The sequence below is a fragment of the Plantactinospora sp. B24E8 genome, assembly GCF_039871735.1.
Taxonomy (GTDB): domain Bacteria; phylum Actinomycetota; class Actinomycetes; order Mycobacteriales; family Micromonosporaceae; genus Plantactinospora.
This window is the reverse complement of record NZ_JBDPMH010000006.1, coordinates 232,204-253,585: the sequence shown is the minus strand read 5'-3', so window position 1 is coordinate 253,585 and position 21,382 is coordinate 232,204. Positions and strand designations below refer to the sequence as shown.

The following is a 21,382-nucleotide window of genomic DNA, read 5'->3' as shown; positions in this document are numbered from 1 at the left end:
TTGAACTGAGCCATTATGCGCAGGAGCTGACATGGGCCACGTCGACGCGGAAATCAGCAGCCAGCCCGAGTGCTGGCGACAAGCCGCCGCCCTGGCCGCCGGCTCCGCCGGCGTACTCCCCGCCCGGGGTGAACGGGTCGCGGTCATCGGCTGCGGCACGTCCTGGTTCATGGCGATGGCCTACGCCGTCCTGCGGGAACAGGCCGGACACGGCGAGACCGACGCCTTCCAGGCCTCCGAGTTCCCCCTCGACCGCCGGTACGACCGGATCGTGGCGATCACCCGCTCCGGCACCACCACCGAGGTCCTCGACGTACTGGACGCGCTGCGGGGACTCCGGCCAAGCACGGTCATCGTCGGCGACCCCGGTTCCCCCGCCGTCGACCTCGCCGCCGACACGGTCGCGCTGCCCTTCGCCGACGAGCGTTCCGTGGTGCAGACCCGGTTCGCCACCAGCGCCCTCGCCCTGCTCCGGGCCCACCTCGGCACCGAGATCACCGCCCTGGCCGCCGACGCCGAGGTCGCGGTCCGGGCACCCCTGCCGTTCGACCCGGCCCGGGTCGAGCAGATCACCTTCCTCGGCCGCGGCTGGACGGTCGGGATCGCCCACGAGGCCGCCCTGAAGTGCCGCGAGGCCGCCACCGCCTGGGCCGAGGCCTATCCGGCGATGGACTACCGGCACGGTCCGATCTCCATCGCCGCCCCCGGCCGGGTGGTCTGGGCCTTCGGCGAGATCCCCGACGGGCTCGCCGAGGACATCGCGGCGACCGGGGCGGCGTTCATCCACAGCCGCACCAACGGCGTACACGCGGTGATCGGCGGCTGGGCCGCCGGACGCCCGCCGCTGGACCCGATGGCCGACCTGATCCTGGCCCAGCGGTTCGCGGTCGCCCTGGCCGCCGGACGCGGGCTCGACCCGGACGCACCCCGGCACCTCACCCGGTCCGTGGTGCTCGCGTGACCGACCCCGCCTCCGGCACCGCCGCGAACCCCGGAACCGCACAGCCCGGCACGGCCACCAGGCCCGGCACCGGGGCGGACCAGCCGCCGGCCGGTGAGGTGGTCGTCGCGCTCGACGTCGGTGGCACCGGCATGAAGTGCGCCCTGGTCCGACCGGACGGCACAGGTGTGCACACCGAGCGGCACCGCACCCGAGCCGAACGCGGCCCCGCCGCCGTCGTGGCGAGCATCCTCGACATCGCCGAGGGCCTGACGGAAAAGGCCCGGGCCGACGGCCTGACCCCGGTCGCGGTCGGCGTGGCGGTGCCCGGCGTGGTCGACGAGTCGACCGGGACGGCGGTCTGGTCGGCGAATCTCGGCTTCCGGGACGTACCCCTGCGGGAGCCGGTCGAAGCGCGGCTCGGGCTGCCCACGGCGCTCGGCCACGACGTGCGGGTCGGCGGCATCGCCGAGGCCCGGCTCGGCGCCGGACGCGACACCCGCCACGTGCTGTTCGTCGCCGTCGGCACCGGCATCGCCGCCGCCCACGTGGTGAACGGGTCGGCCGCCGCCGGCGCGCACGGCGCCGCCGGCGAGCTCGGGCACATCGTCGTTCGCCCCGGCGGCCCGCCCTGCGGCTGCGGCGGTGCCGGCTGCCTGGAGGCGGTCGCCTCGGCCGCCGCGGTCGGTCGGCGCTACACCGCCCTGACCGGCACCCCGGCAACCGCCGCCGAGGTGTTCACCCGCTCCGCCGCCGGCGAGGAAGCCGCAGGTCAGGTATGGCGCGAGACGGTCGACGCCCTCGCCGACGGGCTGGCCGTCGCCCAGGCCCTGTACGACACTGAGGTGGTCGTACTCGGCGGCGGGCTGGCCGAGGCCGGCCCCGGGCTGCTCGACCCGCTCCGGTTCGCGCTCCGGCAGCGGCTGACCTTCCAGACCGAACCCCGGCTGGTCCGTGCGGCGCTCGGCGACGAGGCCGGCTGCCTCGGCGCCGCCCTGCTCGCCCTCGACACGTGGAAGACTTCGTAACCGGTCGATCCCCCGTTCGCCCGGACGGGACGACGACGAGCAGCGCGAGGAGGCGACGTGACCGTACGCGTCAGTGGGAGAGTGGTGACCCCGAGCGGGGTGATCCGACAGGGCTGCGTGGAACTCGACGGTGACCGGATCACCGCCGTCGCCGAGTATCCGTCGATCCGGGACGGACACTGGATCGTCCCCGGTTTTGTCGACATCCACACCCACGGCGGCGGTGGACACACCTTCACCACCGGCGACGCGGACGCGGCCCGGGGCGCCGCCGCCTTCCACCTGACGCACGGCACCACCACCCTGCTCGCCAGTCTGGTTTCCTCGCCGTACCAGCTGATGCGGGACGCCACCGAGGCGTACGCTCCGCTGGTCAAGGAGGGGGTGCTGGCCGGCGTCCACTACGAGGGGCCGTACCTGTCGGCGGTGCGGTGCGGGGCGCAGAACCCGGAGTTCCTCCGCGATCCGTCGGTCGACGAGCTCGCCGAACTGCTCGCGCTCGGCGGCGGTACGGTCCGGATGGTCACCCTCGCCCCGGAACTGCCCGGCGCCCTGGCCGCGATCGAACTGCTCGTCTCGCAGCGGGTGGTGGCGGCGATCGGGCACACCGACGCGACGTACGAGCAGACCGGCGCCGGGATCATCGCCGGCGCGACCGTCGCGACCCACCTGTTCAACGGCATGCGCGGCCCGCACCACCGCGAACCCGGGCCGGTCTTCGCCCTGCTCGGCTCCCCGAACGTGGTCTGTGAGCTGGTCGCCGACGGGGTGCACCTGCACGACGGCACGCTCGCCTTCGCCGCCGGGGTCGCCGGGGCGGACCGGGCCGCGCTAATCACGGACGCGATGGCCGCCGCCGGGATGCCGGACGGTGGGTACGAACTCGGCGGGCAGCCGGTGGTGGTCAGCGACGGTGTCGTCCGGCTCGCCGGGGACGACGGCGCCCCGGGTGCGATCGCCGGCAGCACCCTGACCATGGACGTCGCGCTGCGTCGGGCGGTCGCCGCCGGAGTCTCCATCGTGGACGCCTGCCGGATGGCGGCCACCACCCCGGCCCGGACGATCGGGCTCGGCGAGCGGGTCGGTTCGCTGGCGCCCGGCCTGCGCGCCGACCTGGTGGTGCTGGACGACAACCTGAACGTGGTCCGGGTGATGCGCGCCGGTACCTGGCTCGACGACTAGCGTTCGCCCGGCCCGCCCCACCCGGTCGGCCCCGACCGGCGTCCGCCCGACCGGCCCGGTGTCGGCCCGACCGGCCCGGTGTCGGCCCGGTGGACGCCGGTGCCAGCCCGGTCGGGTACGGTCCCCCGGACGCACAACCGGGGAGGAACGCCATGAATGTCGACCCCACCAGGAACATGGTGGTCTTCCTGCTGCGCCGCGGGGAGGGCGAGCACGCGATAGCCGACGCGCCGACCCGGGACGAGGACGGTGTCCGGCAGGCCTGGCAGGTCGTGGCGGCCCGGGACGGCGCACGGCCCGAGGAGGTCGTCGCCCTGCACACCGAGTGGGCGACGACGGACACGGACGCCCGCTTCATCGGCGAGTTCTTCCCGCAGGCACAGGTCACCCACAACTTCGACCGCCCGGAGCCGGGCGACTGGGACCGGGCCTTCGCCGAGGTACGCGACATCATGCGACAGGCGCACGAGGAGCAGTTGGCGGCGGAGACGTCGGACCGGATGCGGCACGCCGAGGAGAACGGCGAACTGCTGCCGGTGCTGTGGAGCGCCGCGTCCCCCCGCTCCGGGATGCTCCAGTCCCTGCCCCACCAGACGCTGGTGCCGGGCCGGTTGCACGTCGCACTCGCCATGGTGGCGCCGACGCCGCGCGGCACCCTCGGCATGAGTCACCTGACCCACGACACCCGGCAGCGGATCGGGGAACCCCCGGTCGCCGACCTGTTCGACGAGGCGTACGGCGCGCTCAGCCGGGGCCTGCGGATCGACGGCCGCGAGTCGGAGAAGGGCCAGCTGCTCACCCTGCACCGGGAGGGTTCGTTGGCCGCCTCGGCGGTGGCGCTGCCCGGGTTCGGCGAGCGGATGATGGAGGTGCTCGACACCGACCGGCTCGTGGTGGGGATACCCTGCCCGGACGACCTGGTCGTCGCCGCGGCCGACTCGGGTTGGGCGCCGGAGATCCAGGAGATGGTCCGCTCCTCGCCGTACCCGACGACCGAGCTGGTGCCGTCGGTGCTGCTGATCGACCGTGCCGGAATCCAACTGGTCGGCGAGCGCGAATAGCCGTGGACCGGCAGCCGAACATTCCTCGGTAGGATCGGCTCCGCGCCGCCCGTGCCGCAGAGCAGAGCAGAGGCAGAGATGGGTCATCCGCAGCCGCCGTACCAGCAGCAGCCCGGCACGCCGGGCATCCCGCCGACCTCCGGGCCGCCGGTGCCCCCGCAACCCGGGTACGGACCGCCGCCGGTCTCCTCCGCCCCGCCGGGGCACCCGCAGCAGCAGGGTTATCCCCCACAGCCGGCCTACCCGGCCCAGCCGGGTTACCCCGCGCAGCCGGGCCAGCCGCAACAGCCGGGTTACCCCGCACAGCCCGGGTACCCGGGCCAGGCCGGGCAGCCGGGCCAGCCGGGATACCCGCCGGCCGGTTACGGTCAGCCCGGGACACCGCCGGGTTACGGCCAGCCGGGACAGCCGTACCCGGGGCAGCCGCAGCCGGCGGCGAAGAAGCGGACCGGTCTGATCATCGGACTTGTCGCGGGCGGGCTGGCCCTGGTCCTCCTCGCCGCCTGCGGCATCGGCGGATTCCTCTGGTACCAGCAGCGCGACGACAACGGCACCGACCTGGCGGCGGTGGTGAACTACCGGGAGACGAGCCCCGAGGTGCTCTCCCCCGACCACGTCTCGGGCCTGGTCACCTACCCGATGTCGCCGCCGGCCGGCGGCCCGCACTACATCCAGTGGCAGAACTGCAACGGTGACGTCTATCCGGCGCCGATCGCCAACGGCAACGCGGTACACAGCCTGGAGCACGGCGCGGTGTGGATCACGTACCGGCTGGAGCTGGCGGGGCCCGAGGTGGAGAAGCTCGCCGAACGGGTACGCGGCCAGGAGTACATGATGCTCAGTCCGTACCCCGGCCAGACGCCACGCATCTCGTTGCAGGCGTGGGGTTACCAGCTCGCCGTCGAAAGCCCCGACGACCCGGCGATCGACGAGTTCATCAAGCGTTACCGGGTCACCGCGTCACTCGAACCCGGTGCACCCTGCGGCGGCGGCATCACCGACACGGCCCGCTGAGTTACCTCCGCAGGAGGTGGACGAGGGCGCCGACGGCGAGGACCGCGATGCCGGCCAGCAGACTGCCGAGCGGCAGGGCGAGCGCGAGCAGCAGGCAGCCGGCGAGCCCGAGTACGGCGAGCAGTCGTACCGGCAGCCGCCGGTCGGGATCACGCCCGAGGGTGAGCGCGGCGGCGTTGGTGATCGCGTAGTAGACCAGCACGGTGCAGCTGGAGAAGCCGATCGCGTGCCGGATGTCGCCGAGCGAGACCACCAGGACCACCACGGCGGCGACCGCGATCTCGGCCCGGTGCGGCACCCGGTGCCGGGGGTGTACGGCGGCGAGCCCGCCGGGCAGGTCGTGGCGCCGGGCCATCGCCAGCACGGTCCGGCCGACCCCGGCGATCAGCGCCAGCAGTACGCCGGTCACCGCGACCGTGGCTCCGGCCCGGACCACCCAGTCGAGGCCGGTCAGCCCGGTCGTGTCGACCACGTCCGCCAACGGCGCGGTCGAGGCGGCGAGCCGGGCCGGGCCGAGCACCGCCAACGTGATCACGGCGAGCGCGAGGTAGACCAGCAGCACCAGGCCGAGGGCAAGCGGGACCGCGCGCGGGATGGTGCGCTCCGGTTCCCGTACCTCCTCGCCGAGGGTGGCGATCCGGGCGTAGCCGGCGAAGGCGAAGAAGAGCAGCCCGGCGGCGGTGAGCAGGCCGACCGGGACCAGCCCGTGGTCGATCGACCCGGCGCCGCCGGTCGCCTCGGAGATCCGGCCCGCCCCGAACTCTCCGCCGAACAGTCCGACCGCCGCGACCAGGACCAGCACCGTCAGGGTGACGGCGACCAACCACCGGGTGGCCCGGGCGGTCTTCTGCACGCCGCGCAGGTTGACCGCGGTCAACGCCAGCACGGCGGCCACCGCCACCGGTCGGGCCTGTCCGGGCCAGAGGTACGCCCCGATGGTCAGCGCCATCGCGGCGCAGCTCGCGGTCTTGCCGACGACAAAGCCCCAGCCGGCGACAAATCCGGCGAACGGGCCGAGCCGCTCCCGCCCGTACACGTAGGTGCCGCCGGATTCGGGGTAGCGGGCGGCGAGCCGGGCCGAACTGGTCGCGTTGCAGTACGCGACGAAGCCGGCGACCGCGAGGGCGGCGAGCAGGCCCGGTCCACTGCCGGCGGCGGCGGTGGCCGGGGCGAAGACCACGAAGACCCCGGCGCCGAGCATCGAGCCGAGTCCGATGACCACCGCGTCCGATACGCCCAGTCGGCGGGTCAACTGTTCCACGGTGCGTGACCCTAGCCGGCACTGATGAACATCTGGCAACGCGCCGCAGGTGGGACCGGGCGGGCGTCAGTCGTCGGCGGTGAGGCCGGCGGGGCGGTGCACCCCGCCGGGCAGCGCGGGAAGCGGCAGGTCGTCCCAGGGGACCCGGGTCAGCAGGCGGCCGAGCAGCAGGCCGAGCAGCAGACCGGCGATCGAGTCGGTGATCCAGTGCCAGCCGAGATAGGTGGTGGTGCAGAAGACGATCGCGGGCGGCACGACCCGGATCGCCCGGTACAGCCCGGCCGGGGCGTCCGGCCGGCCGAAGGTCCGCAGCAGCGCGGCGACCAGCACCGCCATCGCCGCGTACCAGACGATCGCGTTCGCCACGTGGCCCGACGGGTACGACAGGTCCCACTCGTCCGGCGGCAGCGTGTTGAAGAGCTGCACCGACTCCTGCGGCGGCAACTGCTTCGAACTGGGCGCGGCCCGGTCGGTGAGGATCTTCACCGGGCCGACCACGAACGAGGTGAGCGCGAACGCGCCGACCCCGACCAGCAGTGGCCGGATCGACCGGGTCCGGAGGATGACCAGTGCCGCCAGCCCGAAGGTGATCGGCATCAGGAACCAGCCGCCCTGGCCAAGCGAGTTGAGGACCCGGGCCACCCAGTACGCCGACTCAGGGCGATGCCCGTTGGCCCAGGACCGGACCGCCAGGTCAAGATCGTGCAGCTGGCCGGCGGCGAGGGCGGCGGTGAGTCCGATCACCGCCGCGAGCAGCAGCCCGTCGAACCACCAGCCGGCCGGGCTGACCGGACGCAGCCGCAGCGGCCGCCGTACCGTCGTGGTTTCCCGCATCCGACCACGCTACCGGGCGGACGCACGCCGAACGGGACGGCGCCGGGGTGTGTGCCCAACCACGTGGGGAGGCGGTGGGCGGCGCGGACCGGCATGCTTGATAACCGTGCGGATCACTTCGGCTCTCGTCGACCCGGCGCTGCTCGACCTTCCCTGGTCGACACCGCTGGAGCAGTGGCCCGCCGACCAGCTGGTGGCGCTGCCCCAGGGTATTTCCCGGCACATCGTCCGGTTCGTCCGGCTGGCCGGCACGGTGTACGCGGTCAAGGAGACCGGTGAACGGGTCGCCGAGCGGGAGTACGACCTGCTCCGCGCTCTGGAACGGATCGACTTCCCGAGCGTCGAGGCGGTGGCCATCGTCGCCGACCGGCACACCCCGGACGGCGAACCGCTCGACCCGGTGCTGATCACCCGGCACCTGCAGTTCTCCCTCCCCTACCGGGCGCTCTTCTCGCACACGCTGCGCCCGGAGACGATGACCCGGCTGCTCGACGCGCTGGCCGCCCTGCTGGTCCGGATGCACCTGACCGGTTTCTTCTGGGGCGACTGTTCGCTCTCCAACACCCTGTTCCGGCGGGACGCCGGCGCCTTCGCGGCCTATCTGGTCGACGCCGAGACCGGCATGCTGCATCGGCAGCTCTCGAACGGGCAGCGGAGCGAGGATCTGGAGATCGCCCGGGTCAACATCTTCGGCGAGGCACTCGACCTGGAGGCCGCCGGGCTGCTGCACGACGCGATCGACCCGGAGACCGTTTCCGAGGAGGTCGTCCAGCGCTACGAGCGGCTGTGGCACGAGATCACGTACGAGCAGCAGGTCGAGCGGGAGGCCCGGCACGACATCGAGCGGCGGATCCGCCGGCTCAACGAACTCGGCTTCGACGTCGCCGAGGTGGCGATGTCCGTTGTGGACAACGGGCGCTACCTGGTCCGGCCAAAGGTGGTGGACGCCGGTTACCACACCCGGCGGCTGCTCCGGCTGACCGGCCTGGACGCCGAGGAGAACCAGGCCCGCCGGCTGCTCAACGACCTCGACACCTACCGGGCGGAGAGCGACCTGACCGACGAGCAGCAGGCGGCGCACCGCTGGCTGACCGAGGTCTTCGAGCCGGTGGTCCGGGCGGTGCCGACACACCTGCGCGGCAAACTCGAACCGGCCGAACTCTTCGTGCAGATCATCGAGCACCGTTGGCGGCTCTCCGAACAGGCGGGTCGGGACCTCGGGCTGGCGCCGGCCGTCCAGTCGTTCCTCTCCGACGTGCTGGTGCACCGGCCGGACGAGCAGGCCGTACTCGGCGTCGAGGTCAGCTGACGACACGCTCAGGTCGGCCGACCCGCACCCGCGCCGGCTGACCCGCACGTCCGGTCAGGGCGGCTGACCCGCACTCAGGTCGGCTGATCCGGGCTCAACGGGCGGCAAGGCGAGCGCGTCGACCCGGACCATCAGTTGTCGGCAGGGCGGATGCCGGTCGACGTGCTCCGCAGCGCGTGGTCTTGGCGTGCCCTCACCACCATCCGCAGGGCGAGGTCGACGCGGTGCGGTCATCGCGTCCGATACGTTCCGGCCTTCGCTGCCGCGATGGCGGTCGCTGCGGCCTGTTCGGCCACGATTTCGTCGATCGGTTCATGGGTGACGAGCATCCGGTAGTAGAGGGGCGCGCCGAGAGTTCGGATGACCTCCACCGGGTCGGTGTCGGCGGGTAGATCCCCACGCTTGATGGCGTTTCGCACTGGCTCGGCTGCCAGGTTGTTGCGGACCTGGAAGAAGTCATGCAACGCCTGTGCCGCTCGCGGGTCGTGTACACCTGCGGCGATCAGGCCGAGCACCATCGGACGCCACGCCCGGTGGGTGTACAAGCGGTAGATGCCCAGCGCCAGGTCGCGCAGGGCCACCTCCAGCGATCCGGCGTCGGGCAGAGGCACCTCGGCCCCGGACAGATCGTGGAGGAGTTCGGTGAGTAGGCCGACCGGGTCGCGCCATCGACGGTACACGGTGCTCTTGGCAACTCCGGCGATCTCCGCGACGCGTTCCACGCTCAGGCCGGAGTATCCGTGCGCCTCCAGTTCGGCGCGGGTGGCGGCCAGGACGGCGGTGCGGACACGTTCGGTGCGCCCGCGGGGTCGCACTGTTCCTGGTGCCGGGCGGTCGTCGGACAAGGGTGGCTCCTCTCGCGGTGGTCAGCGTCCTGCCCGGCCAGCTTAACGCAACCACATTCTCCTTTATTCGCCCAATCCAGGTGCAAAGAAAACCTGGGTTGCGTTAGCGATGCCATGGCGCTACCTTGATCGCAGTTAACGCTACAACGGAGGCGTTAATGCGCCCCACAGAACATCTTCCGGCAGGCCGCTGTCGCAAGACCGACGCCGGGGCCCAGCTCGCCGGGCCGTTGGCGCCACGCGGGTCGGATCTCTCGGATCGAACACGGACACAGGGAGACATACGATGCATACCGGCAACAAGGGCTTCTCCGAAGCAGGGCTGCGCAGACTCCACGACGTGCTGGCACGGCATGTCGAGTCCAAGAAGATTCCCGGGCTCGTCGCACTGATCAGCCGGGGCGGTCAGACGCACGTCGAGGCGCTCGGCACGATGCGCCACGACGGTGGCCCGGCGATGGCCCGGGACACGATCTTCCGGCTGGCGTCCGCGTCCAAGCCGGTCACGATGGCGGCCACGATGGTGCTGCTCGACGAGTGCAGGCTGCGGCTCGACGACCTGATCGAGCAGTGGCTGCCGGAACTGGCCGACCGACGCGTGCTGACCAGCGTCGACGCCCCGCTGGACAACACCGTGCCGGCGCGGCGGCCGATCACCGTACGGGACCTGCTGACCTCCACGTTCGGGCTCGGCATGGACATGACGGCGCTGGGCACTCCCCTCATGGGGGCGATCTTCGAGCAGGCGATCTTCCCGGCGAGGATGACGGATTATCCCGAGCCGGACGAGTGGATGCGCCGCCTCGGCCAGCTCCCGCTGATGTACCAGCCCGGCGAACGGTGGCAGTACCACATCAGCCACGACGTACTCGGCATCCTCGTCGCCAGGGTCACGGGCCAGTCGTTCGGGACGTTCCTGCGCGAGCGCATCCTTGATCCACTAGGCATGAAGGACACGGGTTTCCACGTGTCCGCCCGCGACGTCGACCGGCTGCCGCCCAGCTACGCTCCCGACGCCCAGACCGGAGAGTTCATCGTGTGGGACGAGGCAGACGGCGGACAGTACAGCCAGCCTCCGGCGTTCCAGTCAGGCGGTAGTGGGCTGGTCACCACCGTCGACGACTACCACACGTACTTCCGGATGCTGCTCAACGGCGGGATGCACGGTACCGAACGGATCCTCTCCCGGCCCGCCGTCGCGCTGATGACCACCAACCACCTCACACCCGAGCAAAAGGCCGCCCGGGACGCCATGGCCAGGAACAACGTCCATCTGTCGTTCGGGCAGGGGCAGCACGGCGGCTGGGGCTTCGGCATGGCGGTGCGTACCTACCGCGGCGACTACGCACCCATCGGCCAGTTCGGCTGGGACGGTGGAATGGGCACCTCGGCCTACGCCGACCCGCACAACCAGCTCGCCGGCATCCTGCTCACCCAGGTCGGGATGTCCGTACCGGACCCGGCCCGGGCCATCCACGACTTCTGGACCACGGTCTACCAGGCCCTCGACGACTGACCCGCCAGCGTTTCGGTAGGCCCCCGACACCCAACGGTCAACCCACGACGGGCCGAACCGTCGATGCACCACCCGTCCCCCAGCCAAAGGAGCACCCAACCATGTCCATAACCCTGACCGACCAGGACAAGCGCACCCTGCGCACCGCCGCGTACGGCGCCGTCACGCTGCTGGCCGCCGCTGACGCCGCCGGCTCGCCCCACAAGGTCGCCACCCACGGCTCCCTCGCGCTGGCCTCCGCCACCGGTCCGATCGGGCATGTGCTCGCCACCTATCCGAAGGGCAAGGACCTGGACGGCAGATCCGTCGCCGCTATCGCCGAGCATGTGCTGCCGGCCCTGACAGCAACCGCCAGCCTGCTCAGGCAGCAGGACCCGGCAGAAGCCGACAACTTCCGCAGGGCCGTCCTCGTCGCCGTCGAAGCAGCCACCCAGGCACACGAAGGCGAGACCAGCCCCACCATGGCGGAGATGACGCGCAGGATCATCGAAGCCCTCGACGCCGCTTGATCGCAGGTTTCCGGGGTCCGTACCGGGCCCCGGAACCGCGGCGAGGGTCGGACGGTCGGTACCGATGGGTCTGGTCGGTGTGACGCGGATTGTTGAGGACTGCCCACGGCCCGCGGAACGCCGACCTTCGAGGGTCACCTCGAAGGCGCCGACCGTTACGGCAGTTCCCGCCGTTCCTATCCACCTGACGGGTTCGACGGCCGACGGGGCGGCGGGATCGACTGACTCCGCCGGCCGGCCCGCCCCGACTTCCCGGACGGGAGTGCCCGGGTCACCACCGGCACCGGATCCTCCGGCGGACGGTACGACGGTGCCGGGGACGGCGCACTCGCCTCCCGGAGCAGCCGGTTGAGCCCGGCCCGCCGGACCACCACGGTCAGCCGGTCGCCGGGGCGGAGCTGGTGCTCCGGTGGCAGCGTCCACTCGATCCGGCCCTGCCCGGCCCGGGTCAACGCGATCACCCGGACCCCGGCGGACGTACCGACCGCGCGCAGTTCCCGGCCGGCGAGCGCCGAGCCGACGGCGACCGACACCTCCGCCACCAGCAGCGCGTGCCGGTCGACCGGGATCGTGGCGATCACCGCCCGGTTCAGCAGGGCCGCCGCGAAGGAGGGCGCGGCCAGGTACGAAACGCTGCGGGAGACGTCGATCGCGTACGTCTTCTGGATGCGCTGGGCGAAGTCGCCGTCGTAGAGCCGGAGCACCACCCGCAGGTCGGGGTTGAGCGTCCGGGCGTTCAGGGCCGCCTGAAGGTTGCTGACGTCGTCGGTGGAGACGACCACCAGGGCCTGACAGTTCGCCACCGAGGCGGTTTCCAGGGTCTCCTCCCGGGCCGCGTCCCCGATGATCAGCGGTACGTTGAGCCGGCGGGCGACCGCCGTCCCCCGGGCCTCCGGGTCCTTGTCGATCGCGACCACGTCGATCCCGAGGTCGTGGAGCTGGTACATCACCCGGGTACCGACGTTGCCGAGCCCGACCACGACCACGTGTCCGCTGCGCTCGCTCGGCAGCGCACCGGCGTCCAGGGCGAGACGGGCCTTGACGATGCCGTCGACCACCGAGGCGGTGATCAGCGGGATCAACGCCAGCCCGGCGATGTTGAGCACCACCTGGAGAGCCTGCGCCGCCGCTCCCTTCTCGACGTCCGGATCGGCGCCGGCGACCGCGGTCACCAGGGTCACGTAGAGCGCGTTGCCGAGACTCTGGTCCTCGATGTAGTGCAGCAGGAACCCGAGGACGAGGACCACACCGAGCACGGTCAGGGTGGCGATCCCGATCTTGCGGGTGGCGAACGAGCGTACCGCCCGGAGCAGCACCGACTTCCGGCGTCGCCGCCGGCGCCGCAGCCACTGCGACCGCCGCTGGTCGGCCAGGTCGGCGCCGGCCTGCCCGGTCGCCGCGGCCAGCACCAGGTCGGCGATGGCCGGGTCGGTCGGCAGCACCACCGGGTGGCTCGGGTCGTGGGTGTCGGCGAGCGCGCAGACCACCTGGTCCGGGTGGACGTCGGCGCGCGGGGCGACGTACAAGGTCCGGCCGCCGTAGCGGAAGTGTGTCGGCGCGACCTCGCCGAGTGCCGCCGCGACGAACGCGGGCGCCGCCATCGACGCGTCGGAGAGGACGGCCGCGTCCGGAAAGAGCTGACGGATCTTGTAGCCGAGGCTCATGTTGAACATCCGCAGCACCATCCGGAGTTCGGGCTCGACCTCCTGGGCGCAGAGCGCAGCGTCGATGTTCCCGACGTCGTCCTGGTGCAGCAGCGCCAGCCCGGCCGCCCCGACCAGTCCCGCCGCCCGGAACGTCGTCTCGTCGAGCCGGTCGGCCCGGAGCAGTCGTACGCCCCGGATCGACCGGAGATCCGGGCCGCCGTCGCGGGGCCGCAGGTGCGGCACGATGACGGTCAGCCGGAGGTTGGCGCCGTTCGGGTCGTTGCCGATCAGCTCCTGGACAAGTTGTACGACCAGGGAGCCCTGGCCGCAGACGACGTAGTGCGGGCGGGTGTCCCCGACCGGTCGCAACCCGTCGCGGAGTCTGGTTTCGAACGCCCGCCGGGCCTTTGTCCGCCAGAGATCCGCCATGTCCGGATCGTAGTCAGCACGATCACCCGCCGGGACCCCGAAATGATCAACGGGGGCGGACCGGACATGACCACGCCGTTCAGGGGGTAGTCGCGCCGGGTGCAGACGTTCCTGCCGTACCCGAACTTCCGGGACAGCGCCCGGACCCTGGACCAGCGGCGGCTCGGCAAGCAGCGGGTCGAGGCGCTGCAGGTGCTGCGCGGCCTGACCCGTCCCGGGTACGGCTGGCGGCACCACCCGGCGGTCAAGATGTGGGCCGGGTACGAGGAGGCGCTGGTCCGCTACGGCCTGGACATCTGTGACGAGTGGTGTTCGACCGGCCGGGCGGACACCTGCGCCGGCACGCTCGTCGCCGACCTCGCCGCCGGTTGCGGTCTGACCGAGGTACGTCAGCAGGACGAACTCGTCGAGGCGGGCGAGGTGCCGCCCTGGCTCGGCCGGGAGGACCTGCACCTGAGCCACCGCTCGTCGCTGCTGCGCAAGGATCCCGACCACTACGGGCGGCTCTTCGGCGACGTCCCGCCCGACCTGCCGTACGTCTGGCCGGACTCGGACCGGCCACCCCGCTGCCGCGACGATGCCTCCGCCGCCCCGGCGGACCCGGCGGTCCGGTAGGCAGGCGTGTCCGAGACGGTTGACGTCCTGGTGGTCGGTGGCGGGGTCGCCGGCATCTGCGCGGCGGTGCTGCTCGCCGAGCGGGGCGTACCGGTGACCGTCCTGGAGGGACGGCCGACGCTCGGCGGGCGCCTCGACACCACCCCGGTCACCCTCGCCGACGGCACCGTCCAGCCGGTCGACCACGGCTTCCACGCGTTCTTCCGGCAGTACCACAACCTGCGGGCCCTGCTGCGGCGGATCGATCCGACGCTCGGACTGCTCCGGCCCGTACCCGGTTATCCGGCGTTGCACCGGAGCTGGCCGGCCGAGGAGTTCGGCCGGCTGCCGGCCGCCCCGCCGTGGAACGTGCTCGCCCTGCTGCTGCGCAGCCCCAGTTTCCGGCTGCGGGACCTGCGCCGGATGGACGGCCGGGCGGCGCTGCCGCTGCTGGCGTACCACCCGGAGCGGACCTTCGCCGAGTTGGACGGTACGACGGCGGCCGACCTGCTCGACCGGCTGCGGCTGCCGGACCGGGCGCGGGCGATGCTCTTCGAGGTCTTCTCGCACGCGTTCTTCAACCACGAGGCGGAGTTCTCCGCCGCCGAACTGGTGGCGAACTTCCACTTCTATTTCCTCGGCAACCCGGAGGGGCTGGCCTTCGACGCCCCGGACGCCGACTACCAGACGGCGATCTGGGCCCCGCTCACCGTCCACCTGCACCGGCACGGCGCGCAGCTCCACTGTGGTGCGCACGTCGAGGCGGTCCGCCCCGAGGGCTCCGGCTGGCGGGTGGCGACCGCCGACGGGACCGGGCACCGGGCCCGGTATCTGGTGCTCGCGGTCGACCCACCGGCCCTGACCCGGCTGCTCGGAAACTCACCGGAGCTGGCCGCCACGGCTCCGGTCCTCGCCCGCCGGGTGGCCCGGCTCGGGGTCGGACCGCCGTACGCGGTCGCCCGGTACTGGCTGGGCGGCGACGTGGCTCCGGACCGGGCGATCTTCAGCAGCGTCTCCCGGGAGCCGACCCTGGACTCGGTGACGCTCTACCACCGGCAGGAGGCGGCGTCGCGCCGCTGGGCGGCCGGCACCGGCGGGTCGGTCCTGGAACTGCACGCGTACGCCTGCCCGGAGGGTGTGCCCGCGCCGGAGCTGGCCGAACGGATGCGCCGGGAGCTGGCCGGGCTCTGGCCGGAGGTGGCGACATTGCCGGTACGCGACCTGCGGGCCCGGGTCGAACGGCAGGCCCCGGCGTTCCGGCCCGGCGACCACGCCGAACGCCCCGGGGTGGTCACCGACGCCGACGGAATCTGGCTGGCCGGCGACGGGGTCACCACCGACGTGCCGAGTGCGCTGCTGGAACGGGCGGCGGTGACCGGCTTCCAGGCCGCGAACCAGATCCTGCGTCGGCTCGGCGCGGCCACCGAACCGGTCCGGGCGATCCGTCGGTACGGCCTGCTCGCCCGCCGCCGCTGATCCAACGGTCTCCGGGTCAGGGCTCGCCGCCGGTTGCCGCCCAGCCGACGACGGCGAGGCAGAGCAGCAGCACGATGCCGCCCTTGCTGGTGGCGAGCCGGGTCAACGCCCAGGCAGCCTTCCGCATCCCGGGCAGGCTGGCCCGGGTCTTGCGGTAGTCGGCCCAGGCCCGCCTCGCCACCGCGTACGCGATGCCGACGACAACACCGAGCGTGACCCCGATCAGCAGGGTGGCGGCGGGCAAGGGGCGTTCCACCAGGTCAGTCTGACCCCGATGGGTTACCGCCGACCATCACCCGATGTAGTGAAGTACCCAGATGGATCACTGGGCTGACGGCCGGGTCAGCCCTTCGGCAGCCGGGCGACGATGTGCCGGGCGATCTCGAACGAACTGGTGGCGGCCGGCGACGGCGCGTTCAGGACGTGCACCTGCCGCTGCGCCTCGACGATGAGGAAGTCGTCGACCAGGCTGCCGTCCGGGCGGATCGCCTGGGCACGTACCCCGGATCCGGCCGGGACGATGTCGGCCTCGGTCAGTGCGGGGACGAGCCGGGCGAGGCTGGCGGCGAAGCGGCGGCGGGACAGCGACCGGGCCACCTCGGTCCACCCGTACCGGTGGTGTCGGCGGGCCAGTGCCCAGAGGCCCGGATAGCTGACCTGGTCCCAGAGGTCGCGCGGGTTGACCCGGAGCCAGGAGTAGCCCTCCCGGGCGGTGGCGAGTACGGCGTTCGGCCCGGCGTGCACCGTGCCGTCGATCATCCGGGTCAGGTGTACGCCGAGGAACGGGAACTGCGGGTCGGGCACCGGGTAGATCAGCCCGCGGACGAGGTCCCGGCGGGCCGGGACGAGTTCGTGGTACTCGCCCCGGAACGGCACGATCCGGACCGGTGGGTCGAGTCCGGCCAGCCGGGCCACCCGGTCGGCGTGCAGCCCGGCACAGTTGACCAGCACGTCGCCGGTCAGTTCTCCCGCCTCGGTGGTGACCCGTACCTCGCCGCCGGTGGTGTGGATTCCGGTGACCCGGGTGCTGGGCCGCAGGTCGGCGCCGCCGAGGGCGAGCAGGTCCGCGAGTCTCCGGCAGACCGCACCGAAGTCGACGATCCCGGTCGAGGCGACCCGCAGCGCGGCGACGGCGGCCACGTGTGGCTCGTACTCGTTCGCCTCGGCGGCGTCGACCAGGGTGACCGGCAGTCCGTTGGCGACGGCCCGCTGGTGGAGTTCGTGCAGTCGGGGCAGTTCGGTCGACTCGGTCGCGACGATGAGTTTGCCGCAGGTGGCGTACGGCAGTTCCTGCTCGGCGCAGAACCGCACCATCGAGGCGCTGCCGGCCCGGCACAGGGTCGCCTTGAGGCTGCCCGGTCGGTAGTAGACGCCGGCGTGGATCACCCCGGAGTTGTGTCCGGTCTGGTGGACCGCCCAGCCGGCTTCCTTCTCCAGCACGGTGACCTGGTCGCCCGGGCGGTCGAGTCGGAGCCGGTGTGCCACCGCCAGGCCGACGATGCCGCCGCCCACGATCAGGTATCTGGTCACCGCGTTCCCCCGGCCGGTCAGGTAGACGCCGATCGTAGAGCGACGGATCCATCGTCGTGGCGCCTGCGGGCGGCGCCCGGGCCGGTCGGGCGGCTGGTCCGCCGACCCCGGACACGAGACGTATTGCCTGGTCACAGCCGGTTTCTCGGCCCGGCGGGGATGGCACTGTCGGGTTGCCGACTGGCCGCTCCCCAGGGGCGGGGAACAGCACGAGTATCAATACTGCCTGGATCGCCCCAAATTGAGAAAATTATTCGTGTGCCCGGGAGGTCCGATGCCGACCTATGCCCAGCTCCAGGCGGAGACCTGGTGGGGACGGGAGCTGACCACGCCCGAACTCGCCTGGCTCGGCGCCGAACTGTGCCGACGTACCGGACGGCCCCGGGGCGCCTTCGGCACCAAGGGCGACAACAACCACCTGCGCGGCGCCCACCGCTCCCAGGAATGGATCCTCAAGTCCCGGTACGCCACGTCCCCGGACGTACACGGTGCAGACCGGCCTGACCGCGACCCAGGCCCGGCACATCGCCGGAGTCGACTTCACCCCCCGAGGGAGGAAGACGTGGACGACGCGACGATAGACAAGATCGCCACCCGTACCAAGACGAAGGTGCTGGTCGACTCCGGCATCCAGCAGTTGCTGTCCCGGGTGCAGCAGCTGACCGTGAGCCAGGCGGCACTGCTTGACGCGATGGGCCGGGACCCGACCGACGAACAGGCGATCATCGACGGCGTACTCTCCGGCCTCGGGGCCCGGAACCTGGACAGCGTCGCGGAGGCGCTCAAGACCGCGTTCGGGGACCGGGCGGCGGAACTGGCGGCGAAGCTGGGCACCCCGGCGAGTTGACGTGTGGGCGAACTGGCATCTCTGCTGCCGGCCGGCGGGTTCGGAGCCGTCGGCGTCGGCGGCCTGCTCGTCACGGTCGTCGCGTACCTGCTCAACGCCAACCGCGCCGACCGCAAGGAGTACCAGGAGGCGATCGACCGGGCGGAGAAGCGCGCGGACGACGCCGCCCGGCGTACCGACGCCGCCGAGCAGCGGGCCGAGGCGTTGCAACTGGCCGTCGACGAGGCCCGCCGGGCCCGCCGCGCGGCCGAGGACCGGCTCGCCCTGCTCGAACGTGAGATCGCCCGGTACCGCCCGGACAACCTGGCCTGAGTCTCCGGCCGCCGGCCCGACGCGGTCGGCGGCCCCGACGGGGGTGCGGCGATGACCGAGGCGGAGCGCGCGGTCAGCGATGACACGGTGGAGTTCCGGCGCCGGATGGACCAGCGGGTCCGACGCCGCTTGATCATCGTGGTGGTGGCGACCGCGTTGCTCGCCGCCGCCGGCGGCTGGGGTTGGGCGAGCCTGGGTCGACAGGCGGCGAGCGAACAGCAGCGCGCGGACAGCGCCGTCTCCGGCGCCGAACAGCTCTGCCAGCAGGTACGGCAGCTCGGCGGGGAGTGCGTGGTGGATCCGGCGAACCTGCGGGGCGAGCGGGGCCCGGCCGGGCCGGCGGGGCCACCCGGCCCGCCGGGGGTACCCGGGCTGGACGGACGCGACGGGCGTCCCGGGGCGACCGGGCCGCCGGGGCCGGCCGGACCACCCGGAGCGAACGGCGATCCGGGTGCGCCCGGCGGGACCGGGGCGGAGGGCCCGTCCGGGCCGCCGGGGCCGTCCGGGCCGGAGGGACCACCGGGCCCGGCAGGTGGGTCCGGTCCGCCGGGGGATCCCGGTCCGCCGGGGCCGGACTGCCCCACGGGTACGACGTTGCGCACGCTGGTCGTGGTGACGACCGAGGGTCCGGAGGAGATCGCCGCCTGCGTCACCGCCGTCGACGACCCGGCCGACTGAACAGGCCCGGCCGACTCGACTGGAGACCCGGAACCACATCGCACCGCAGCGCGGCCGGGTCCGCTACCGGCGGGCGCTGCCCGCACGCAGGGTCTCGATCGCCGCGACCTTCTCCGCCGGCGACGCCGTACCCTGCAGCACCGCGTCGATCGGGTCGCCACCCTGCCGCAATGCCCTGATAATGATGACCTTGAGGCTGTCCGGCCGGTCGAGCGCCAGTACCCAGTCGATGAGTTCCTCGGACCGCCCCGACCCGCCGGGCTCCTCGCCGGTCGCCAGGTAGTCCTCGATCGTGCCGGGCTGCCAGCCGAGCACCTTCTCGACCTTGCCGAGCGAGAACACCTTCACCCGCGCCCCGGATTCGACGTTGCGCCAGGTGACCGGGCTCATCTTCGCCCGCGCCGCGAGCCCCTCGATGGTCTCCCCCGCCTGGTGCCGCGCCTGCCGGACGAGCTGGCCGAGACGAATCCGGCGGGCCGCCGCCTGATCGGTCACTGGCTCCCCGTTCGATGTGGATCGTGGTCTGTTCCGGCGAGCCAAGGTTACTCAAGAGGCACTGGCAGGAACAGCGGGGGAACATGTGCGACGAACCCCCGACAGCTTTTCCATCCGCATGGCGGGGAGATTGCTGGAGCCCCCGGTCGGACTCGAACCGACGACCACTCGCTTACAAGGCGAGTGCTCTGGCCAACTGAGCTACAGGGGCGCGCTGTCCGTGGTCAGCATAGCCACTGATCGCCTCGTACCACGTCCGGCACCGATTCCGACAGCCCGGGTTCCGCAAAACCTGGCGACGGTTGGCGACACAGCATCCCCAGATGCCCGAAATGTGGCGTCGGCTAGCTCCCAATGGGGGCACTGACCTTGGCATGTGAGAAAAACCCGTTTACCGTGGCGTGACGCGGATGACAACCAGGGGCTGCCCACAGCCGCCCGGGACGTCGCCGCAGGGCCGGTACGGCAACGTACCGGTCGCTCCTTCACTCGGATCGTCCGGCACGTTCCTGCCGGTGAAAGGAAGCGCTACACCATGGCTACGGTCACCTACGCGAAGGCCACCCGGATCTACCCGGGCACCCCGCGCCCCGCGGTCGACCACCTCGATCTGGAGATCGGCGACGGCGAGTTCCTCGTCCTGGTCGGCCCCTCCGGTTGCGGTAAGTCCACCAGCCTCCGGATGCTCGCCGGTCTGGAGGACGTCGACGACGGCTCGATCTTCATCGACACCCGCGACGTCACCCACCTGCCGCCGAAGGCCCGGGACATCGCGATGGTCTTCCAGAACTACGCGCTCTACCCGCACATGACCGTCTACGAGAACATGGCGTTCGCGCTCAAGCTCCGTAAGACCTCGAAGTCGGAGATCGACCGGCGGGTCAAGGAGGCGGCGGCCCTGCTCCAGCTCGAGGAGTACCTCGGCCGCAAGCCGAAGGCGCTCTCCGGTGGTCAGCGTCAGCGGGTCGCGATGGGCCGGGCGATCGTCCGCGAGCCGCAGGTCTTCCTGATGGACGAGCCGCTGTCCAACCTGGACGCCAAGCTCCGGGTGCAGACCCGTACCCAGATCGCAACCCTGCAGGCCAAGCTCGGCGTCACCACGGTCTACGTCACCCACGACCAGGTCGAGGCGATGACCATGGGCCACCGGGTGGCGGTCATGCTCGACGGCGTGCTCCAGCAGGTGGACACCCCGCGTGCGCTGTACGACAGCCCGTCCAACGTCTTCGTCGCCGGCTTCATGGGCTCGCCGGCGATGAACATCAAGACCGTCCCGCTGACCGACGCGGGCGCTGTCTTCGCCGACCTGACCGTGCCGCTCAGCCGCGAGCAGGTCGCCGCCGCCCAGGCGGAAGGCGGCAACGGCAAGGTTGTCGTCGGCTTCCGTCCCGAGGACTGCGACCTGGTGTCGCAGAGCGAGGGCGGCCTGGCGGTGGTCGTCGAGCTGGTCGAGGACCTCGGCTCGGACGCCAACATCTACGGCCACGCCACCATCGACGGCGTCTCCGAGCGGTTCGTGGTCCGCACCGACCGCCGGAGCATGCCGAACATGGGCGAGACCGTGTACGTGAAGCCGCGTACCGGCCGCCACCACGCGTTCCACGCCGCGACCAAGAACCGGATCTGACTCCGGTACGGCTGAACCGAGCGCCCTGACGGGGCGGTCGCCTCCACCGAGGCGGCCGCCCCGTTACCCTTTCTCGACCTTGACAGTCCTCGATCGCCGGCCCGCCGCGACCTCCGGTTCTGCCGGATCGACCGGACCGGATGCCGCGCACCGGCCGCCGGGGCCGATCTTCGCCCCCACGGGACACCGATCCGCCGTTACGGTTGTCGATCAACCGGGGCGACGAACGCTCCGGCGATCGGAAGGAAA

General features: G+C 72.2%; 19 protein-coding genes, 1 tRNA gene and 2 pseudogenes. 14 read left to right on the top strand and 8 right to left on the bottom strand.

Annotated elements, in window-relative coordinates:
* Window positions 1–31 precede the first annotated feature (31 nt).
* The 5 genes from ABGB21_RS12895 to ABGB21_RS12875 all read left to right on the top strand — a co-directional run bounded on the left by ABGB21_RS12895 (window position 32) and on the right by ABGB21_RS12875 (window position 5,225).
* On the top strand, window positions 32–961 hold the full coding sequence (locus ABGB21_RS12895; protein WP_347677852.1) for a sugar isomerase: 930 nt from the start codon (window positions 32–34) through the stop codon (window positions 959–961).
* A 98-nt stretch (window positions 962–1,059) separates the two neighbouring features.
* Complete coding sequence (locus ABGB21_RS12890; protein WP_347651694.1) at window positions 1,060–1,968, top strand: ROK family protein; 909 nt, start codon at window positions 1,060–1,062, stop codon at window positions 1,966–1,968.
* 57 nt (window positions 1,969–2,025) lie between these two features.
* On the top strand, window positions 2,026–3,150 hold the full coding sequence (gene nagA / locus ABGB21_RS12885) for an N-acetylglucosamine-6-phosphate deacetylase (RefSeq protein WP_347677850.1): 1,125 nt from the start codon (window positions 2,026–2,028) through the stop codon (window positions 3,148–3,150).
* A gap of 152 nt (window positions 3,151–3,302) precedes the next feature.
* A complete protein-coding gene (locus ABGB21_RS12880; protein ID WP_347677848.1) occupies window positions 3,303–4,211 on the top strand; it encodes a hypothetical protein in 909 nt (302 codons plus the stop codon).
* Between the two features lie 78 nt (window positions 4,212–4,289).
* Window positions 4,290–5,225: a DUF3105 domain-containing protein gene (locus tag ABGB21_RS12875; protein ID WP_347677846.1), complete on the top strand. Its 936-nt coding sequence runs from the start codon at window positions 4,290–4,292 to the stop codon at window positions 5,223–5,225.
* 1 nt (window position 5,226) lies between these two features.
* Here ABGB21_RS12875 and ABGB21_RS12870 read toward each other — a convergent pair whose 3' ends face one another.
* Both ABGB21_RS12870 and ABGB21_RS12865 read right to left on the bottom strand, forming a co-directional pair.
* A complete protein-coding gene (locus ABGB21_RS12870) occupies window positions 5,227–6,486 on the bottom strand; it encodes an APC family permease (protein ID WP_347677844.1) in 1,260 nt (419 codons plus the stop codon).
* 66 nt (window positions 6,487–6,552) lie between these two features.
* A complete protein-coding gene (locus ABGB21_RS12865) occupies window positions 6,553–7,320 on the bottom strand; it encodes a phosphatase PAP2 family protein (protein WP_347651610.1) in 768 nt (255 codons plus the stop codon).
* Between the two features lie 106 nt (window positions 7,321–7,426).
* Here ABGB21_RS12865 and ABGB21_RS12860 point away from each other — a divergent pair, with 106 nt between their 5' ends.
* Window positions 7,427–8,629, top strand: coding sequence for a DUF4032 domain-containing protein (locus tag ABGB21_RS12860; protein ID WP_347651609.1), 1,203 nt, complete (start codon window positions 7,427–7,429; stop codon window positions 8,627–8,629).
* 230 nt (window positions 8,630–8,859) lie between these two features.
* On the opposite strand, the gene ABGB21_RS12855 is transcribed toward ABGB21_RS12860, so the two are convergent.
* The gene (locus tag ABGB21_RS12855; RefSeq protein WP_347651608.1) at window positions 8,860–9,474 is read right to left on the bottom strand and encodes a TetR/AcrR family transcriptional regulator; all 615 of its coding nucleotides are present in this window, start codon (window positions 9,472–9,474) and stop codon (window positions 8,860–8,862) included.
* Between the two features lie 286 nt (window positions 9,475–9,760).
* On the opposite strand from ABGB21_RS12855, the gene ABGB21_RS12850 reads away from it, so the two are divergent.
* Window positions 9,761–10,990 (top strand): serine hydrolase domain-containing protein, encoded by a 1,230-nt coding sequence (locus tag ABGB21_RS12850; RefSeq protein ID WP_347677842.1) that lies wholly within the window; start codon window positions 9,761–9,763, stop codon window positions 10,988–10,990.
* A 101-nt stretch (window positions 10,991–11,091) separates the two neighbouring features.
* Entirely contained in the window at window positions 11,092–11,499 is a 408-nt protein-coding gene (locus tag ABGB21_RS12845) for a hypothetical protein (RefSeq protein WP_347651606.1), read from the top strand.
* A 176-nt stretch (window positions 11,500–11,675) separates the two neighbouring features.
* Here the strand turns inward: ABGB21_RS12845 and ABGB21_RS12840 are convergent, their stop codons facing one another.
* On the bottom strand, window positions 11,676–13,574 hold the full coding sequence (locus ABGB21_RS12840; RefSeq protein WP_347651605.1) for a TrkA family potassium uptake protein: 1,899 nt from the start codon (window positions 13,572–13,574) through the stop codon (window positions 11,676–11,678).
* Between the two features lie 99 nt (window positions 13,575–13,673).
* Here ABGB21_RS12840 and ABGB21_RS12835 point away from each other — a divergent pair, with 99 nt between their 5' ends.
* Window positions 13,674–14,189: an MSMEG_6728 family protein gene (locus ABGB21_RS12835; RefSeq protein ID WP_347651604.1), complete on the top strand. Its 516-nt coding sequence runs from the start codon at window positions 13,674–13,676 to the stop codon at window positions 14,187–14,189.
* A 27-nt stretch (window positions 14,190–14,216) separates the two neighbouring features.
* Window positions 14,217–15,644, top strand: a pseudogene (locus tag ABGB21_RS12830) (FAD-dependent oxidoreductase); the annotation flags it as partial.
* Window positions 15,645–15,660: 16 nt separating this feature from the next.
* On the opposite strand, the gene ABGB21_RS12825 reads toward ABGB21_RS12830, so the two are convergent.
* Entirely contained in the window at window positions 15,661–15,900 is a 240-nt protein-coding gene (locus ABGB21_RS12825) for a hypothetical protein (protein WP_347651603.1), read from the bottom strand.
* 86 nt (window positions 15,901–15,986) lie between these two features.
* Window positions 15,987–17,174 (bottom strand): L-2-hydroxyglutarate oxidase, encoded by a 1,188-nt coding sequence (lhgO, locus tag ABGB21_RS12820; RefSeq protein WP_347651602.1) that lies wholly within the window; start codon window positions 17,172–17,174, stop codon window positions 15,987–15,989.
* Window positions 17,175–17,448: 274 nt separating this feature from the next.
* On the opposite strand from lhgO, the gene ABGB21_RS12815 reads away from it, so the two are divergent.
* From ABGB21_RS12815 to ABGB21_RS12805, 3 genes and pseudogenes are all read left to right on the top strand, one after another.
* On the top strand, window positions 17,449–18,021 hold the full coding sequence (locus tag ABGB21_RS12815) for a hypothetical protein (RefSeq protein WP_347651601.1): 573 nt from the start codon (window positions 17,449–17,451) through the stop codon (window positions 18,019–18,021).
* A 3-nt stretch (window positions 18,022–18,024) separates the two neighbouring features.
* The gene (locus ABGB21_RS12810; RefSeq protein ID WP_347651600.1) at window positions 18,025–18,333 is read left to right on the top strand and encodes a hypothetical protein; all 309 of its coding nucleotides are present in this window, start codon (window positions 18,025–18,027) and stop codon (window positions 18,331–18,333) included.
* Window positions 18,334–18,720: 387 nt separating this feature from the next.
* A pseudogene (locus tag ABGB21_RS12805) lies at window positions 18,721–18,906 on the top strand (hypothetical protein); the annotation flags it as partial.
* A gap of 168 nt (window positions 18,907–19,074) precedes the next feature.
* Here ABGB21_RS12805 and ABGB21_RS12800 read toward each other — a convergent pair.
* Both ABGB21_RS12800 and ABGB21_RS12795 read right to left on the bottom strand, forming a co-directional pair.
* Window positions 19,075–19,506: a helix-turn-helix transcriptional regulator gene (locus ABGB21_RS12800; protein ID WP_347651599.1), complete on the bottom strand. Its 432-nt coding sequence runs from the start codon at window positions 19,504–19,506 to the stop codon at window positions 19,075–19,077.
* 134 nt (window positions 19,507–19,640) lie between these two features.
* Window positions 19,641–19,717: transfer RNA gene (locus ABGB21_RS12795), tRNA-Thr, on the bottom strand.
* A gap of 324 nt (window positions 19,718–20,041) precedes the next feature.
* Between ABGB21_RS12795 and ugpC the strand changes: the two genes are divergently transcribed.
* Complete coding sequence (gene ugpC, locus ABGB21_RS12790; protein ID WP_347651598.1) at window positions 20,042–21,133, top strand: sn-glycerol-3-phosphate ABC transporter ATP-binding protein UgpC; 1,092 nt, start codon at window positions 20,042–20,044, stop codon at window positions 21,131–21,133.
* Window positions 21,134–21,382 lie beyond the last annotated feature (249 nt).

Bases quoted from the DNA above. Each gene is read 5' to 3' on its own strand.
- ABGB21_RS12895 (WP_347677852.1), top strand. From the start codon at position 32: ATGGGCCACGTCGACGCGGAAATCAGCAGCCAGCCCGAGTGCTGGCGA.
- ABGB21_RS12880 (WP_347677848.1), top strand. From the start codon at position 3,303: ATGAATGTCGACCCCACCAGGAACATGGTGGTCTTCCTGCTGCGCCGC.
- ABGB21_RS12875 (WP_347677846.1), top strand. From the start codon at position 4,290: ATGGGTCATCCGCAGCCGCCGTACCAGCAGCAGCCCGGCACGCCGGGC.
- ABGB21_RS12865 (WP_347651610.1), bottom strand. From the start codon at position 7,320: ATGCGGGAAACCACGACGGTACGGCGGCCGCTGCGGCTGCGTCCGGTC.
- ABGB21_RS12850 (WP_347677842.1), top strand. From the start codon at position 9,761: ATGCATACCGGCAACAAGGGCTTCTCCGAAGCAGGGCTGCGCAGACTC.
- ABGB21_RS12845 (WP_347651606.1), top strand. From the start codon at position 11,092: ATGTCCATAACCCTGACCGACCAGGACAAGCGCACCCTGCGCACCGCC.
- ABGB21_RS12840 (WP_347651605.1), bottom strand. From the start codon at position 13,574: ATGGCGGATCTCTGGCGGACAAAGGCCCGGCGGGCGTTCGAAACCAGA.
- ABGB21_RS12815 (WP_347651601.1), top strand. From the start codon at position 17,449: ATGCCGACCTATGCCCAGCTCCAGGCGGAGACCTGGTGGGGACGGGAG.
- ugpC (WP_347651598.1), top strand. From the start codon at position 20,042: ATGGCTACGGTCACCTACGCGAAGGCCACCCGGATCTACCCGGGCACC.